17 protein-coding genes are annotated in these 15578 nt (G+C 36.8%); 2 read left to right on the top strand and 15 right to left on the bottom strand.

Features of this window, described 5'->3' with window-relative positions; all coding sequences use genetic code 11:
- Window positions 1-403: 403 nt before the first annotated feature.
- From N782_RS18155 to N782_RS18220, 14 genes are all read right to left on the bottom strand, one after another.
- Window positions 404-607 (bottom strand): DUF6501 family protein, encoded by a 204-nt coding sequence (locus N782_RS18155; protein ID WP_036823603.1) that lies wholly within the window; start codon window positions 605-607, stop codon window positions 404-406.
- Window positions 608-659: 52 nt separating this feature from the next.
- A complete protein-coding gene (manA, locus tag N782_RS18160; protein ID WP_036823606.1) occupies window positions 660-1610 on the bottom strand; it encodes a mannose-6-phosphate isomerase, class I in 951 nt (316 codons plus the stop codon).
- A gap of 102 nt (window positions 1611-1712) precedes the next feature.
- Window positions 1713-2444, bottom strand: a complete 732-nt coding sequence (sfsA, locus tag N782_RS18165; RefSeq protein ID WP_036823608.1) for a DNA/RNA nuclease SfsA — start codon at window positions 2442-2444, stop codon at window positions 1713-1715.
- Between the two features lie 188 nt (window positions 2445-2632).
- Window positions 2633-3235 (bottom strand): alpha/beta hydrolase, encoded by a 603-nt coding sequence (locus N782_RS18170; protein ID WP_036823611.1) that lies wholly within the window; start codon window positions 3233-3235, stop codon window positions 2633-2635.
- Entirely contained in the window at window positions 3235-4158 is a 924-nt protein-coding gene (locus N782_RS18175) for a VOC family protein (protein WP_036823613.1), read from the bottom strand. Before N782_RS18175 ends, N782_RS18170 begins: the two co-directional genes overlap by 1 nt.
- A gap of 93 nt (window positions 4159-4251) precedes the next feature.
- Window positions 4252-5292, bottom strand: a complete 1041-nt coding sequence (locus N782_RS18180; RefSeq protein WP_036823615.1) for an AbrB family transcriptional regulator — start codon at window positions 5290-5292, stop codon at window positions 4252-4254.
- Between the two features lie 134 nt (window positions 5293-5426).
- Window positions 5427-6389, bottom strand: coding sequence for a peptide-methionine (R)-S-oxide reductase MsrB (gene msrB / locus N782_RS18185; RefSeq protein WP_272913659.1), 963 nt, complete (start codon window positions 6387-6389; stop codon window positions 5427-5429).
- Between the two features lie 169 nt (window positions 6390-6558).
- On the bottom strand, window positions 6559-7269 hold the full coding sequence (gene vrrA / locus N782_RS18190; protein ID WP_052111422.1) for a VrrA/YqfQ family protein: 711 nt from the start codon (window positions 7267-7269) through the stop codon (window positions 6559-6561).
- Between the two features lie 87 nt (window positions 7270-7356).
- Window positions 7357-8043, bottom strand: a complete 687-nt coding sequence (locus N782_RS18195; RefSeq protein ID WP_036823619.1) for a uracil-DNA glycosylase — start codon at window positions 8041-8043, stop codon at window positions 7357-7359.
- 610 nt (window positions 8044-8653) lie between these two features.
- Window positions 8654-8902: a DUF2584 family protein gene (locus tag N782_RS18200; RefSeq protein WP_036823622.1), complete on the bottom strand. Its 249-nt coding sequence runs from the start codon at window positions 8900-8902 to the stop codon at window positions 8654-8656.
- 144 nt (window positions 8903-9046) lie between these two features.
- Window positions 9047-9439, bottom strand: coding sequence for a DUF5365 family protein (locus N782_RS18205; RefSeq protein WP_052111423.1), 393 nt, complete (start codon window positions 9437-9439; stop codon window positions 9047-9049).
- Between the two features lie 155 nt (window positions 9440-9594).
- Window positions 9595-12714 carry an AAA family ATPase gene (locus N782_RS18210; protein WP_036823625.1) on the bottom strand — a complete coding sequence of 1040 codons (3120 nt, stop codon included), beginning with the start codon at window positions 12712-12714 and terminating at the stop codon, window positions 9595-9597.
- A gap of 1 nt (window position 12715) precedes the next feature.
- On the bottom strand, window positions 12716-13867 hold the full coding sequence (locus tag N782_RS18215; RefSeq protein WP_036823628.1) for an exonuclease SbcCD subunit D: 1152 nt from the start codon (window positions 13865-13867) through the stop codon (window positions 12716-12718).
- A gap of 271 nt (window positions 13868-14138) precedes the next feature.
- Window positions 14139-14339, bottom strand: a complete 201-nt coding sequence (locus tag N782_RS18220) for a hypothetical protein (protein WP_036823630.1) — start codon at window positions 14337-14339, stop codon at window positions 14139-14141.
- Between the two features lie 101 nt (window positions 14340-14440).
- Here N782_RS18220 and N782_RS18225 point away from each other — a divergent pair, with 101 nt between their 5' ends.
- Together N782_RS18225 and N782_RS21160 are read left to right on the top strand one after the other, a co-directional pair.
- Window positions 14441-14767 carry a YolD-like family protein gene (locus N782_RS18225; RefSeq protein WP_052111424.1) on the top strand — a complete coding sequence of 109 codons (327 nt, stop codon included), beginning with the start codon at window positions 14441-14443 and terminating at the stop codon, window positions 14765-14767.
- A 98-nt stretch (window positions 14768-14865) separates the two neighbouring features.
- Complete coding sequence (locus tag N782_RS21160; RefSeq protein WP_084103159.1) at window positions 14866-14970, top strand: YjcZ family sporulation protein; 105 nt, start codon at window positions 14866-14868, stop codon at window positions 14968-14970.
- 133 nt (window positions 14971-15103) lie between these two features.
- Here N782_RS21160 and N782_RS18230 read toward each other — a convergent pair whose 3' ends face one another.
- The gene (locus tag N782_RS18230) at window positions 15104-15328 is read right to left on the bottom strand and encodes a YozE family protein (RefSeq protein WP_036823632.1); all 225 of its coding nucleotides are present in this window, start codon (window positions 15326-15328) and stop codon (window positions 15104-15106) included.
- Window positions 15329-15578 lie beyond the last annotated feature (250 nt).

Below are 15578 nucleotides of genomic sequence, written 5' to 3' on the forward strand. Positions count from 1 at the left end.
TGTGTCATAATTCATTCCTCGCTTCGTGAATACCATGATTCCGAAACAGCCACACTCTAATCGGGCCATGTTTCCGTTCATCCCAACAACAGTAAAGGTGGCCGTGGAACAAGGAGACTCCCGCCGGAGAAAGAGGTAGGCGAGACCCCGGAAAGCCCCGACCTTGGGCTTGAGGAGGCTTGCCAGCTCGCCGGCAGGACGCGAGTTGTTCCACGGCCACCTTTATTCCATTTAAAGAAACGGAAACATCTCTCATCCCCAATATATCTCGAATCCAAGTCTTCAACATTATGGTGCTTATATGGAAGAACATAAAACTACTTCATTATCATATCAACAACAAACTTCAACAAAGCCAAACTAAAAAGAGCTAGCCTGTTCACTTAAAGGCTAGCTCTTGGTTTTATATTTCTTTGAAATAATCTTTCTTAAATCCACCCATTTTACCAGTGTTATCGACTATGAAAATAAACTCTTCTGTTTCATTTTTCACATCGTAAACTTTTCCTGGTGTTAATACATTTTCTACTACATATTTTTCAGCATTTGCGTGGACACATTCAACCTGTTTAATCGTGTCTGTTTCATACCAATGTTTATGAATCATGGTTATTCCTCCTTATTTTAACTGCTTTATCATTTGCCAAACTTACTCTGTTTTAAGGATTAGAAACAATTATAGTAGCTTCTCCATCTAATGTGAAGTCTCCGGTGTTGTTTGGAAGTATGAAATGGTCCCCTTTTGATATGGAATAAGTATCACTCCCAATTTGGAGAGTGGCTTCTCCATCTAAAACACTAAATAATTGAAAAAAGCCATCTTGCTCAAAAGAAGCCGCTCCAGCTAATTCATATTTATATACACTGAAGTACTGTTCTTGTACTAATGTTGTTATCGTTGCACCACTGCGCTGCTCCACCATAAAGTTTAAATCATTATCCTCATGAGGAACAGTGGTTACATCAATCGCTTGCTGCAAATGTAGTTCTCGTTGATTTCCTTCTTGATCTGTTCGATTATAATCAAATACACGATACGTAGTGTCAGAGCTTTGCTGTGTTTCAAGAACCAACGTTCCCTCACCTATTGCATGAATAGTTCCACTAGGTACATAATAAAAATCCCCAGGTTTTATAGAAACTCTTCTTAACAGATGGTCCCACTTTCCCTCTGAGATCATTTGTTCTAATTCTTGTCTACTATGAGCATGGTGACCAAAGATAAGCTCTGCATTTGGAGAACAATCAATTATGTACCAGCATTCTGTTTTTCCATATTCATTTTCACCCTCATGCTTATGTGCATATTCATCGTCAGGGTGAACTTGAACAGAAAGGTCCTTATTAGCATCTAATATTTTTGTGAGTAATGGAAAGACTTCTGAATTATAGTGACCAAATACATGAGGAGCATCCTCCCATACTTGATCTAGTGTCTTCCCTTTGAATTCCCCATTTTTCACTGTACTTTGTCCATTTTTATGAGCAGATATAGCCCAGCATTCCCCTGTGGTTGCAGAAGGAATATCATAACCAAATTTTTCTTTCAATGTAGTGCCACCCCATATTCTTTCTTTGAAAATGGGTTGCAAAAATAACGGTTCTGTCATGTTGTTACCTCCCTCAATCTCTTCTCATACTTTATCATGGACGTACCCTTCATTTCTATTCCTGCATACGATTTTCTGGAATAATTGTATCTGTCCTTATTTTTACTTCTCGACCTCTACTGGTATTGGGTGTGATAAATACATTCCTTCTAGTGTAATCTCACATGATCGGGCTTGGATTTTAACCCCATTTTCATAAGCCCTCCCCAAAGCTTTTGCAAAAGCTGGGTCAATCCAATCAGCAACCTTTACTTTTGAAATATCACGCCTTTGACAAACAAATAAAATGCTAGCATGCCAACCGTCTTCCTTTGCGATCTGAGCCAATTCATGAACATGCTTTCTTCCCCTATCTGTTACAGCATCTGGGAAATAACCTACTCCATCATACTGTAATGTTACACTTTTAACCTCAACCGCAAGTTTTTCATTTGATTGCCCTAATAAAAAGTCAAATCTAGAGCTTCCTTTTGTGAATTCCCGTTGTATGTAACTCCAATTCTCAAATTCTTCTAACTCATTAGCTTTTAAAGACCTATCTATCAGCTTATTTGGTAATGTAGTTTGCAGAGATACTAATTCGTGAGTATGTGGGTCTTCCACTAATACTGCGGACCAATTCGTCTTTCTCGAATGGGAATCATGAAAGCTTAGGTAAATGATAGTACCTGAGTGGAGAAGTTCCTTTAAGCGTCCTGGATCACCCATATGTACACGGACTGTTTCACCTGTATGGTTTAATGTACAATACAATATAAATCGGTTAGAACGTTTTACAAACCTGGCAGGATATAAGGGTTGTGGAAATGGTATAAAACAAGTTGGTTTCCTCATAATCATCCTACTTTCAACAAAATAATAATCCTTTATCGAGGAGATGCTAGTATCTAATTATAAGGAACATGTATTGATTAGCAAGTTCCAGTAACTTCGTTGCACTTTATTTTTCCCTTTTTTAAGATGTTCTGAAGTGCTAAAAAACCTGGCGCTACTATTTCTAGGCCAGGTTTTTAGTAATGTCATTAGAATTGATTATCATACCAATCTCTCGCTTGATCAATCTCAGGTTTGGTTAATTGATGACCACTGCTTTCCCAGTGTAAGGTAACATTTGCTCCCTGTTCTATTAGAATAGAATTCAATTCTTTGGTTTCTTCTGGAGAACAAATAGGATCATTTGTACCTGCTCCTATAAATACAGGTAAGCCTGTCATATCAGGAAGATTAATATTTCGAATTGGAACCATTGGATGCAGTAGAATTGCTCCCTTTAATATATCAGCATAATGGAATAAAAGACTCCCAGCAATGTTGGCTCCATTTGAATACCCTACTGCAATTACATTCGATCGGTCAAACTGGTGCTCTTGCGCTGCTTCATCAAGAAAATCCGCTAGCTCTTTTGTTCGAAATTGTAAATCTTCCTCATCAAATACGCCTTCTCGCAAACGTTTGAAGAAACGAGGCATGCCATTCTCGGAAATATTTCCTCTTACACTTAAAACAGAAGCGTTTGGGTCAATCATTTCAGCTAATGGCAATAAGTCACGTTCATTACCTCCTGTTCCATGTAGCAATAATAAGACTGGTGCATCCTGTGCTCCTTGTTGAAAGACATGCTCCATTATGATTCTCCTCTCTTTATCTCGGTTATAGTAGCTTCTATTTGAGGCCTTTGTGTTTCTAGCCACTCAGGTAATGTTAACGTTTGTCCTAGTACATCTATATCCTCATCTGTTACGAAGCCTGGTTCATCCGTAGTAATCTCAAATAATATACCCCCAGGTTCATGAAAGTAGACTGACTTAAAATATTGCCGATCCATTACTGGAGTAATACGTAGCCCTTGTTCGGATGTGAGAAATTCTTGCCATAATGCTTGATCAGATTCTTTTTCCGTCCGAAAAGCAATATGATGCACTGTACCTGCCCCACCTAATCCTCTTGGTACAGCAGAACGATTTAACCAAATATGAGATCCTATATCACCAGATCCTTTATACATCGAGTAATCATCTTTATCAGCCGAATGTTTGAAGCCCATTGCCTCTAATAAATTTCCCGTTTCAAATGGCTTTAGTGAGTTAAGGATTGCACCATAAAACCCTTGAATCGCAACATCTTCCTTCATCGTGGATTGTTCCCAATATACACTACTAGTAGAGTCCTCCTCTACTAATCCTAACTTTATACCATCTGGATCTGTAAACCAGATTCCATGGTTCGTTTCCTCAAAATCTATAGACTTAGATGAAAAATAGTCTTTCCAAGAACCACTTGCCCCGATAGGTATTTGGAATAATGTACGTTCTACTTGCCCAGAACCAATTCTTCCAGATGGCGCTGATTCTAATGGAAAGAATGTGATTATTGTTCCCGGTGTCCCAATTTTATCTCCAAAATAAAGATGATAAATTCCAGGATCATCGAAATTTACCGTTTTCTTCACTAACCTAAGTCCTAATGTATTCTCATAAAAATCGACATTCGTTTGCGGATCATTCACTAGAGCAGTTATGTGATGGATACCACTTGTCTCTAAATTCACTTAAGTCACTCCTTTATTTTCACATATATATACTTTATCTTGAATTCAAGATAATAGTAAGATGATACAACCTTTATTGTCAACTACGAGGTCTTACTTCTCAGTTCTTTTGAAAAACCATTGAAGGAAAATCGGCACAATCATTACGACAATCAAAAGCCGTACCATTTGTAATGAACTAACAATAGAAGGGTCGCCACCTACACTTTGTGCTGTTAAAGCCATTTCAATCAAACCTCCTGGGGCAATGCTTAAAATAGCTGTCGCTAAACTAATATCCACCATTTGACTGAACACATACCCTAGACCAAATGATAGTAATATTAACCAAACAGATAGACCGAAATAGATAAGACAATACTTTCCAGCCTTTATAAGGTCCTCGATATTAATGGAGTTACCGAGATATACTCCCAAAGTGATTTGTGCCCAAATAAATACTGAGTCTGGTAAAGAAATCATCGGAATCCCCATAACCTTAAGTACCCCAACCGTAAACATTGGAATCATTACGTATGCAGCAGGAATTCGTTTATTTAAAAACACAGCCGCTACATAAGCCAATATCAAAAAGATAATTGTGTACCAATCACCATTACTTGTTGATTGAGTAAGTCCAGCAGAGTTAGGATCTCCTTCATAAAAGAAATGAGTAGCAGAAAATGGGATAATAAATAGGACAGCAACTAAACGTATGGTATGAAAAATGGTTACCAAAACCGTGTTACTATGTAGGGAGTCACTTAACGCAATCGATGCAGATAAACCACCTGGAATACTACCTAACATAGAAGTATCCATATTTACACGAATCCACTTTGAAACGATAAAGCCATTAAACAAGCTGATTCCGATAATGAGACATGTAAATACTAAGTAAGGAATTATATATGGACCAATTTGTTGAAAAGTCCCCTCTGTAAAAGAGGAACCTAATTGAATACCTAACAATGCAAAACTTATATTTTTTAGTGGAATGGAAGATGTTGTATCTCTATTCCAAACCGTTTTATAGAAAAGAAGGGATGTTACGGCACCCAAAACCCAAGGTAAAGGCATATTTAACCAAACAAACAGACTCCCACCGATAGTTCCTATTATGTATGAATACACTAACGTTTTAATAAAATCCATTTCTATCAACCCTTATGCTTAGCTTACTCCATTCGTTTTACATTACTAATAGTAGCATTCCCTTCCAATGCTACGAGCAACGAAAGTATAAAAGAAGGAGCGCTGGTTGTTAAATCCAGGCTCCCTATATCCCATCACGTAAAAATATATTTCAAATAGCCGTATCCTTCTTCCTCTAAATTTTCTTTTGGTATGAATCGAAGCGCTGCTGAATTAATACAGTAACGTAGTCCACCTTCTTGTTTTGGTCCATCCTCAAAAACATGTCCAAGGTGAGAGTCTGCTTCTTTACTGCGCACTTCTGTTCGAATCATACCATGAGAGGAATCTGTATTTTCATCAACAAAATAATCATCGATTGGTCTTGTGAAGCTTGGCCATCCACATCCAGCATCATACTTATCTCTAGAGCTAAATAACGGTTCACCAGATACGATATCTACGTATATACCATCCTCTTCATGGTCATAATACTCATTTTGAAATGGAGCTTCCGTTCCATTTTCTTGCGTTACTTTGTATTGGATAGAGGATAGTGTTTTTTTTAATTGTTCTTGATCTTTATCCATTTTCCAGTTGTTTTCAATAAAGTCCTTACGACCAGAACCTTGCTTATATAATTTATAATGGAATGCTTGTTTTTTGTAGTAGTCTTGGTGCTTTTCTTCGGCCCTGTAAAATGGAGCAGCTGGTAATATTTTTGTCACTATTGGCTTATTAAACTTCCCACTTTCCTCTAACTGTTGTCTGGACTGTTCAGCCAATTGTTTTTGGTAATCGTTGTGATAGAAAATAGCTGTTGTATAGGATGTACCTCGATCAGCAAATTGTCCTCCTGCATCTGTAGGATCTATTTGTTGCCAAAATACTTGTAAAAGTCGCTCATAAGGAAATACTTCAGGGTCGTAGGTGATTTGTACCGCTTCTAAATGCCCTGTTTTTTCTGTAATAACATCTTCATAGGTTGGATTTTCCGTATGACCGCCTGTATAGCCTGAGACTACTTCATGGATGCCAGGTCGTTCATCAAAAGGTTCGACCATACACCAGAAGCAGCCTCCTGCAAATGTTGCTAATTCCAATTTTTCACTTGTCACGGTGCATTCCTCCTCAAACATTTAGACAAAAACACGACTCACCATCTAAGATCCTGTGAGTCGATGTATGTTATAGTTTGCTGTTATTTTAGTTTGTTATTACTTTAGCAAGCTTGTGTCCTTATTGTTTCTTGTCACCGTGTAAAAATCAAGTAAATTGCACCAAATTTTATATATACATTCTAGGCTGGGACTTTCCAGCGGGTTTCTTATTGGCTGAATTATTTTCTTTATTTATTTTTTGTTTTGGTTTATTTTGAGATTGGGATGTAGAAGATTGTTTTGATTTAGGTTTTTGTTTCGTTGAGGAAGATTTTCCTTTAGGTGCAGCGTTACTATTTTGGGAAGCTGGCTTCTCCTTACTCTCCTCTTCTTCAACTTTATCTTCTTCAACTTCTCCCTCATCAGGTTCCCTCATAATCTTCATTAATTTAAACATAGTTGGAAGGTTTTTAACCATAGGTCCATATTGTTGAACCATTGGAGCTGCAGTCTGAGCCATTTTCAAAACTTGCTGTACATTGTTAAGCATGCCTGTAGCACCACCACCTGCACTAGTTGCAGATTGGGCTAACCCGGCCAGTGGTGAAGCTCCACTTGCTCCTCCTCCAAATAATTTTGATAGAAGGCCTCCCCCACCAGCTCCTCTACTAGACATACCTGACAAACCTTGCATTCCTTGAGAAAGGCCTGGGAACCCTTGATTACCCGGCATACCTTGAAAACCGTTCATTCCTGAAAACCCGTTAAAACGCGTTGGACCTTGGGCATTAAACCCTGACATTGGCATGGATTGCGGTGGTCTTGCACCAACCTGAAACGGGGCTCCTCCGCCTTGAGGCATACGATTAACTGACATTGGTCTCATTCCTGGAGGCATATGCTCCCCTCCTTTATTGTCTTCACTACTGTTACTGTACGTAAGAAGAGGGAGATAGGTGTAGGCGGTTTTCATATATTTAAATTTTTATGAGTCGGAAGGATTCATTGGAAGTTGCCAATCTATTGCAGGTAACCCTTTTTCCTCTAAAAACTGGTTAGTCTTAGAGAATGGTTTACTTCCAAAAAATCCTTTATGTGCGGAAAATGGACTCGGATGTGGTGACGTTAATATTAGATGCTTTGAATCATCAAGCATCGATTGTTTCTGTTGAGCATGTCTTCCCCATAAGATAAATACTACAGGATCTTCTCGATCGTTGAGTGCTCTAATTACTTCATTCGTAAAATGTTCCCATCCTTGACCTTTATGGGAATTAGCTTCCTTAGCACGCACCGTAAGTACTGTATTCAATAACAGCACTCCTTCTTTTGCCCAATGTAGTAAATAACCATGATTGGGACTCGTAAACCCAATATCATCTTCTAGTTCTTTATAAATATTTCTAAGCGACGGGGGAATGGTAACTCCAGGCTTTACAGAGAAACTAAACCCATGTGCTTGATCATGGCCATGATATGGATCTTGTCCAATAATGACAACTCTAGTTCTATGGAAAGGTGTGTAGTGTAATGCATTAAATATGTCATTCATGTGAGGATATACTTTATGGTTTTGGTATTCTTTCTTAAGAAATTCTCGTAATTGTATGTAATATGTTTCATTGAATTGTTCTCCTACTATAGACTCCCAATCATTCGTAAGTATGGTCATAGTTCCATTATTCCCCCTAACAATAAATACAAAAGCGCAAGCGCCCGTTAAGCGACGTACAAACTGCTGCCCACACGACGTAGGTTGGTTCGATGTTGCTACGTGATGTAGCGAAATTAATCGAACTTCCTCTAAGTCTTTTGAGATAAAGGAAACACGAAGAGCGGTAGCGATTCGATGTTGACTTATCGTAAGGAGGTGCCGGAAGTTTGCTAGTCGCTGGGCGCTGGAGCTGGACGTGGCCACATCACTTTTTCAGTTATACACAAGCATTGAATTTTATAATCCCCTAAGCAATACAAAAAACAGATGCTTTATGCTTAGCATCTGTTTTAGAGTGTAGCAGGCTATTATTTTACCATCAATCAGTCGTTAAATCTCCAGCAATAATTAGTGCAATGGTTCCACTCAAAATAAGTCCAAACAACATAACCGTTAACATTGTTCATCCCTCTTTCATAAGTGTAGTTGGCTTTATACTATAAGTATAAAACCTAACCATCGCATAATGTTGGCTTATCTTTGTCAATTTAATGAATTGTGTTACCTATTCCCCTGGAACATTTCCCGGGTAAGCGCATATTTCTACAATTCTTTAAAAAATATGTCATTAATTGACGTTATAAAGGGAAATGAGTTCATAAGTAATCACTGTGGTACAAGAAAACCAGCTCATCTCAATCACTTTCGCCGTACCAATCTGTTCTGCTTGCTCTGTTCGTTTAATATCAATAAATTGATCGATTGGAAATAATTGATATCCATCTACCTTTAGTGTAAATGTATTTTCTTTTTCTTCTACTCTTACTTCTTCTCCATGGGTAATAATACACCATTCTAACGATAATGGCATCGACATACTATTTCCCTCCGTCTTATCTCTTTTCTTTCATCCTACGTTACCTCTGTAAAGATAGCAAGAGAAAAAATATACTTATGTAGGATCCAATAAGATAGTTACGTGTACAAGTGTGTTACTAAATAATTTAGAGAGTATTATTTATTATATAAGCCATTTATTCTCTGGTTGACTCATAAACAAATTATAATCAGTTGGATTTATCTTTTGGAAATCTTCACAACGAAAAGGGAAATGAATAAAATGCTTTTCTAATATTCTCTGGTTGTTTTGAAAGGCTTGTTTATATTCGAGTATATGGGCTCCATCTATCAAACACTCTAGAATAGACTGCAAGGTTTGAAGGGCTGCCGTTATTTCCATTATTTCTTTTAATGTGAAATCCTCAATATGTGTAACTTGAAGAACTTCTAGATTATGCAAATCATTGATATAGGATGAGGAGAAAAAGCATGGAAATAGATTATTATAGAAATAACGTACAGTAGATCGTACATATTCCTGCTGCTCTGGTGTTGAGGCTGTTACAATTTTCATCCTGAAAATGTCCTCCTTCGGGTCTTCACTGTTGCTCTTTACATTGTATAGTTTTTCTTCTCTATCTGTAAGGTCTAATTAAGAAAGAAAGCTATTTTACAGTATATCATGGGCTCTTTTTAAACTTTAAGCTGTAATTATTGGCAATCTACTACCTAACCTAAAGAAAATGCACATGTTGATCCTTTTGGAGAAGGTGTTATTTGTAATTTTGCAGGAATTTCTTGCTTTAACTTAGGGACATGAGAAATAATTCCGAGCATTCTGTTACCTTTTTGTAAGTCCTTTAGACAACTTATCGCTTGATCTAATGATTCCTCATCTAAGGTACCAAACCCTTCATCAATAAATAGTGTATCTAGTTGCACACCACCCGCATGGGCTTGTACAACATCTGCCATTCCTAAAGCAAGGCTTAGTGCAGCTTTAAATCCTTCACCTCCAGATAATGTTCTAACTGATCTCCTTAAACCAGTGTAATGGTCCAATACCTCTAAATCGAGACCACTTTGTGCGCCTCCCTTAGCCTTCTCCTGACTTCGTTCAAGATGATAGCGATGTTCCGTCATTTGATCTAACCGAATATTTGCTTGGATAATAATTTCATCCAGAAACGCAGACAAGACATATCTCTCAAATGATAATTTAAAAGCGTTGTCCCCTTTTGCTAGTTGTGCTAGTTCTCCAATATAATAATATTTCTCCTCTGATTCCTCTCGTAATTGAATCAATTCTTCTAATTGACCATAAATTCTAGCATGCTCTGTTTTTTTTAGATAAACTTGCTGATATTCTTCAGAGAGTTCTTCCAATTTATTTTCCATTTCATTTAACAACGTTTCCATATTCTCTAGATTAGGCATCTGTTTATCATGTAATTGTTCATGAAGCTTTGTATAGGAATCTTGTATGGATTGTTGCTTTTTTCTAAATTGACTAACTTTCTCTTTTTTATTCTGTAATTCTTCTTGTTCAAGTTTTGCTTGCTGATACGCATCTACTGATTCAAATCCTACTTCTTTACATTGAGCTACTAATTGTTCATTAGCTTTTTTCTCATTTTCTTTTGTTTCTTCAACATACGTATGTTGTTGGTTGATTTCAGCTTCTAATTTTTGTACTTGTTCTTTCTTTTGCTGATATTGTTCACTCAACTGCTGCAAGTGATATAGCCACTTTTCATAACGTTCCTCTTCTTTAGTTACAAAGGAAGCTAGTTTGTCTGGATCATCAATATATTCTCCTGTTAATCCAGATTGAATATGTTCTACCTTTGTTTTCATACTAACCCATTGATCATGCGTTTCTTGAAGTTTCGAGTTTTCTTTTTCTATCTTTTCGTCTAGTGATTGCATTTTCTCTTGATAAGCCTGAACATGCTTCATATTCTCTTCAAGTTGAGAGAGCTGTTTTGCTGTTAGTTTCTTTTGTTCTCTTGTTTCATTTCTCTCTTGCTCCCATGTTTCTTTTTGTTGTTGTCTTGAAGCATTTTGTAAAAATGCATTAGTGAGATGTGATTGTAAGGCCTCTTGTTGTTGATCAACAATATGTCGTTGAGATTGGCCTTCTGATTTAGCGCGAACATAGTCATCTTGCTGTTTTTGTAGGGTTTGCTCCAATTGCTCTAACGTTTGCTTTGCCTTATCTACAGCTTCGTCCGACACATAATCATTGGAAGAATATGCCTTATTCGGATGATCAGTAGAACCGCAAACAGGACATTCCTGCCCTCCAGCTAACTCATTTGCCATTAAGACAGCTTGATGTTGTTTTTGCTCCTCTTCTAATTTTTTCACTTCCTGAACTGCCGCTTCTCGTTGTTTTTTTACATTTTCATACTCCCGTTGCACTTGTTGATAGTGATGGCGCATTTTTTGAAGCTTTTCTTCCTCATTCATGAGCTTGTTAACTTGATCTATGATACTGTCAAGTTCACGCTCCTTTGATTCAAGCTCATAATAGCGTTTGTTTACATGCTGATATTCATAGTTGGATTTGGACAGCTCATGTACTTTTTGCTGCAATTCCTTTCGTTCGGCTTGGAACTTATTCACTTTTTCTTCCTGCTGTTGTTTAGACGTGAAAAGTGCTGATGCTTGTTTCTTAAGATGCGTGTATTCTCTTACTTGTTCTAGTTCTTGTTTATACTTTTCAATAGATTTCCTTAGTTCTTCTCGTTCTTCTGTTTTACCTTCTTCTTCTTTGTATTGTTCTTCTACATTAGAGAATTCTTTTTGAAGCACTTCATAATCCTGTCGCTTCTCAAGTAGACGTGTTTCTTGTTTTTTACTTTCTTCTTTTCTGCGTAATACTTGATTTTCATAAGATTTTACTAGATTCGCTTTCTCAGCTTCATGAATGATCCATTCTTTATTGGATATAGTGGTTTCTTGTTGCTTCATTGTTTCAAGTTCTTGTTTATATTGCTCATATTCATGGAACTGCTGCTTAAGTTGCTTTTGTGAATAGTATTCTTCTTGTTTTTTCTTTAATTGCTGGCGTTTATCCGTTAGTGACTCCATAAGATCTTTCAAGTAGTTATCATCCGTCTTCAGCTCATCCTCAAGTTTCTCAAGTGCTTTTGTACTTGATGTAAGGGATTCTTTGTCTTCAGTGCTCCAGTGTAATTTGTCAATTTCACTATGTTCTTTCTGAGCAAGGTGTTCTACAGTCTCTTTAAGCTTTTTTGATTCTTCCTTAAGCCGCTCTGTCATATGTTCATACACATATGTCTGAAAGATCTTCTGCAAAATTTCTTCACGTTCTTTGCTGTTTTCTGAAATAAGTCTACGAAATTCACCTTGAGGAATCATTATCATTTTTCGAAATTGTTCATAATCCAAACGAAGCATGCTTTCTATTGTTTCATTTACGTCTTTAATTTTTGATGCTAATAATTTCTTTTCTGTATCATGTATTTCATAAAGTTCTGCCTTAGGTGGTTGTTCCGTAAAGCCCTCACCACGTTCTTTCCTCTTTAACTGCTTTGGACTTCTTCTAACTTCATATTGTTTATCCTTCAAGTCAAATATGAAACAGACTTCAGTTGATTGACCTTCTTCTGCGAAGTGACTTCTAAGAGTATCTTGATCGCGCTCACTTCCGCTAGCTCGTCCGTACAGAGCATATACCATTGCATCAAAAATACTCGTTTTTCCAGCACCTGTAGGTCCCGTAATCAAAAATATGGTCTCATAACCTAATTGACTAAAATCAATTGTTTGCTTGTTTGAATAAGGACCAAACGCTTCCATTGTTAGCGTTATCGCTCGCATACTATTGATTCCTTTCTTCCTGAATTAATTCTTGTATGACTTGGGAGATGTGTGAGGTTCGTTTATCATCCAAGTCCTCCCCTTTTACTTCTTTATAAAATGATTGAAAAAGTTCTAAATGAGACATTTGTTTTCGCTCTTGTACATTTTGCAATTGTGTCTCTCTACTATCCCCTATCAAGCCAACTCTCTCAAGACTCAATACGTTTGGAAAAACTTTACGAAGCTTTCCCATTGGATCTAACAATTGACCTTTATCCAGCAACTTAATATGAAGATAGTCATAGACCCTTTCTTCGTCTGTATCCAGTAATTCCTGTAAATACCCTTCTTTGATTCTCATATCCCTTATTGGCATCAAAGGAATCTGCTTGATTTCTTTTACACCTTGGTCATTGAGTTCCACAATTGTAACGGATTTTTTATGATTAGCTTCAGAAAATGAGTATTTTAATATGGAACCTGAATAACGAATAGTATCTCTTTTCACCCTTTGAGGCTGATGCAAGTGACCTAAGGCTACGTAATCAAAATCATAAAATAAAGAAGCATCTATGTAAGGAGTGCCACCTATCATTGAAAGACGTTCTTCAGACTCGGATTCCATTCCACCCGCTAAGAAAGCATGACCTACAAATACATGTCTGTCACTATGATTCATGTTATCTTTTATCCACATCACTACAGCTTCCATGGCTTCTTGATGAGTATGAATAGATTCATCCTCAAATACAATCCTCGCATCAGCAGGTTCAATATAAGGAATAAGATAAAAATGAACATCCCCAAATTCATCTTGTAATGTTACAGGTTCTAATGCTCCTTCTAAATGAGCTTGTAGATAGAATTGTTGACGTTTAAACAACTGGCTACCAAAGTTCAAACGATCTGGACTATCATGATTTCCTGTATTGGCTAATACAGGAATTCCCATATCAAATATTAACGTTGTTAGTGTATTATTTAATAACTCTACAGCTTCTTTTGGCGGGACAGCTCGATCATACAAATCTCCAGCTATCACGACGACATCAGGCTGTTCTTCTTGAACGATTTGGATAATTTGATCAATAATATAGCTCTGATCTTCGGTCATATGTAATTGATGAACAAGCTTTCCTAAATGCCAATCAGCTGTGTGTAAAATTTTCATCATGAATCTCCTTCTATACGTATTTCCAATATATGAATGTTGAAAAGAAAGGAACAGCATCTCATTGCTGTTCCAACATTTCTTAACAAACATTACGTTCTAGGTAATTCTTATCTATGTTTTCTTTCGTGTAATTGGCTCAGACAATATCTTCATTTAATAAGCTTAGTTTAAAGAGAACTAGCTTGCATAAGGGACAACATTTATTACGAATCATATCAGAAAAGAAGAGTTGAGCCAAAGGAAATTACTGCATACCATCAGATACTAATTAGTGATACAACGTTGCTGGATGTGCTGCTAAAATATTTTCCTTATCAAAAGTTCGCATTTGTTTACGTAAAAAGCAATACGCAAACACATACTGTTCATCCCAGGAACTTATTTTTATTTTCCTTTTCGTAAACGTACCATTATGGGCTAAATACACTATTTCAACCATCTCATTGTGTTCCAATATGGAAAGGTTCATGTTATCAGCTCCTTTATTTGCATTATACACGAACAAATGTTCTTTTACCATTGTTAAACAAACATTTGTTCGGTTATACTAATAAAAAAGGAGGAATAAACATGACATTACGCGATAGAGGTACAATCAAATGGACTTCTCTGATGTTACCTGAACATGTTCAAATCCTAAAAGATATGTGGAATGAAGACGAACTACAAACAGCCCCCGAGTTAGATGAACAAGCATTACAAGAATTAAATGAAACAATCCAATATGCTTATAAAGAACAGATTACAATTACTTTGCATACCTTTTCAGATGGGTCATTCCATGACTATACCGGTAAAATTGAACACCTCATTCCTCATGAGCAACGAATTAAATTCAGAACAACAGAGAATCACCAACACTTATTCCACATTCATTCCATTGTAAATGTTGCCTAATGCACAATAATGCTTTCTGTTTTTCTGTGCATTCGCCCATACAAAACCTGTGAACTTCCCATATACTATCATACCTTACAAGAAAAGGAGGGATAGGTATGAGTTACGGTTGTGGTGGTTATGGCTACGGTTATGGTAACTTTGTATTGATTGTGGTTCTATTTATCTTGTTGATCATTGTAGGAGCTGCATTCGTGTACTAAAAAAAACACAATATACCGCCATTTAGGCGGTAGTTGTGTTTTGTCCTTTTTCCATATCCCATTCATATTAGAAATACAATAATAATCCTCTGTGAAGACTTAGGGCATTGATATTTAGTTGCCCAGTCTTTTTTTATCCGTTTACCTCTTCTAATTGATACCTTTCCCATAAATCATCGAAGACTTTTAAAGCTGAAGAGAAAGGTATGTTCCACTCTAAATACCTGCTAATTTCATCGTATGAGCGAGATTGTTTTGGAAAACTATGATCTTGAAACATCCAATCAGCTAAACGACTTTCTTCATCAGGATTCACTTTCCCTCTATATGTCATCATAAAATGGTAAAATGATCGCATTGTACTCCCCCTAAAACGGTGTTGTATTGTTAAGTTATAACATGGCCTTGCATTGTTAGCAACGGTAACACATATACGAATATGCTACCAAAAAGTGTATTTTGAATATGTATTTCAATTAAGTTGGGCTTCTGAAGCCATTGTTTATTAGATTATCTATAGTTAGTAGTTGCATATCAACTATTACGTTATTCATGATTAGAGGCATAATCTTGAAGACTTGGATTCGAGATATTATTGGGGAGGGAGT

Origin of the sequence: Pontibacillus yanchengensis Y32 (assembly GCF_000770635.1) — a bacterium.
Lineage (GTDB): Bacteria > Bacillota > Bacilli > Bacillales > BH030062 > Pontibacillus > Pontibacillus yanchengensis.

Coding starts and splice junctions, on each gene's coding strand:
- N782_RS18155 (WP_036823603.1), bottom strand. CDS start 607: ATGATTCATAAACATTGGTATGAAACAGACACGATTAAACAGGTTGAA.
- manA (WP_036823606.1), bottom strand. CDS start 1,610: ATGACAGAACCGTTATTTTTGCAACCCATTTTCAAAGAAAGAATATGG.
- sfsA (WP_036823608.1), bottom strand. CDS start 2,444: ATGAGGAAACCAACTTGTTTTATACCATTTCCACAACCCTTATATCCT.
- N782_RS18170 (WP_036823611.1), bottom strand. CDS start 3,235: ATGGAGCATGTCTTTCAACAAGGAGCACAGGATGCACCAGTCTTATTA.
- N782_RS18180 (WP_036823615.1), bottom strand. CDS start 5,292: ATGGATTTTATTAAAACGTTAGTGTATTCATACATAATAGGAACTATC.
- vrrA (WP_052111422.1), bottom strand. CDS start 7,269: ATGCCTCCAGGAATGAGACCAATGTCAGTTAATCGTATGCCTCAAGGC.
- N782_RS18195 (WP_036823619.1), bottom strand. CDS start 8,043: ATGACCATACTTACGAATGATTGGGAGTCTATAGTAGGAGAACAATTC.
- N782_RS18200 (WP_036823622.1), bottom strand. CDS start 8,902: ATGTCGATGCCATTATCGTTAGAATGGTGTATTATTACCCATGGAGAA.
- N782_RS18205 (WP_052111423.1), bottom strand. CDS start 9,439: ATGAAAATTGTAACAGCCTCAACACCAGAGCAGCAGGAATATGTACGA.
- N782_RS18210 (WP_036823625.1), bottom strand. CDS start 12,714: ATGCGAGCGATAACGCTAACAATGGAAGCGTTTGGTCCTTATTCAAAC.
- N782_RS18215 (WP_036823628.1), bottom strand. CDS start 13,867: ATGAAAATTTTACACACAGCTGATTGGCATTTAGGAAAGCTTGTTCAT.
- N782_RS18220 (WP_036823630.1), bottom strand. CDS start 14,339: ATGAACCTTTCCATATTGGAACACAATGAGATGGTTGAAATAGTGTAT.
- N782_RS18225 (WP_052111424.1), top strand. CDS start 14,441: ATGACATTACGCGATAGAGGTACAATCAAATGGACTTCTCTGATGTTA.
- N782_RS21160 (WP_084103159.1), top strand. CDS start 14,866: ATGAGTTACGGTTGTGGTGGTTATGGCTACGGTTATGGTAACTTTGTA.
- N782_RS18230 (WP_036823632.1), bottom strand. CDS start 15,328: ATGCGATCATTTTACCATTTTATGATGACATATAGAGGGAAAGTGAAT.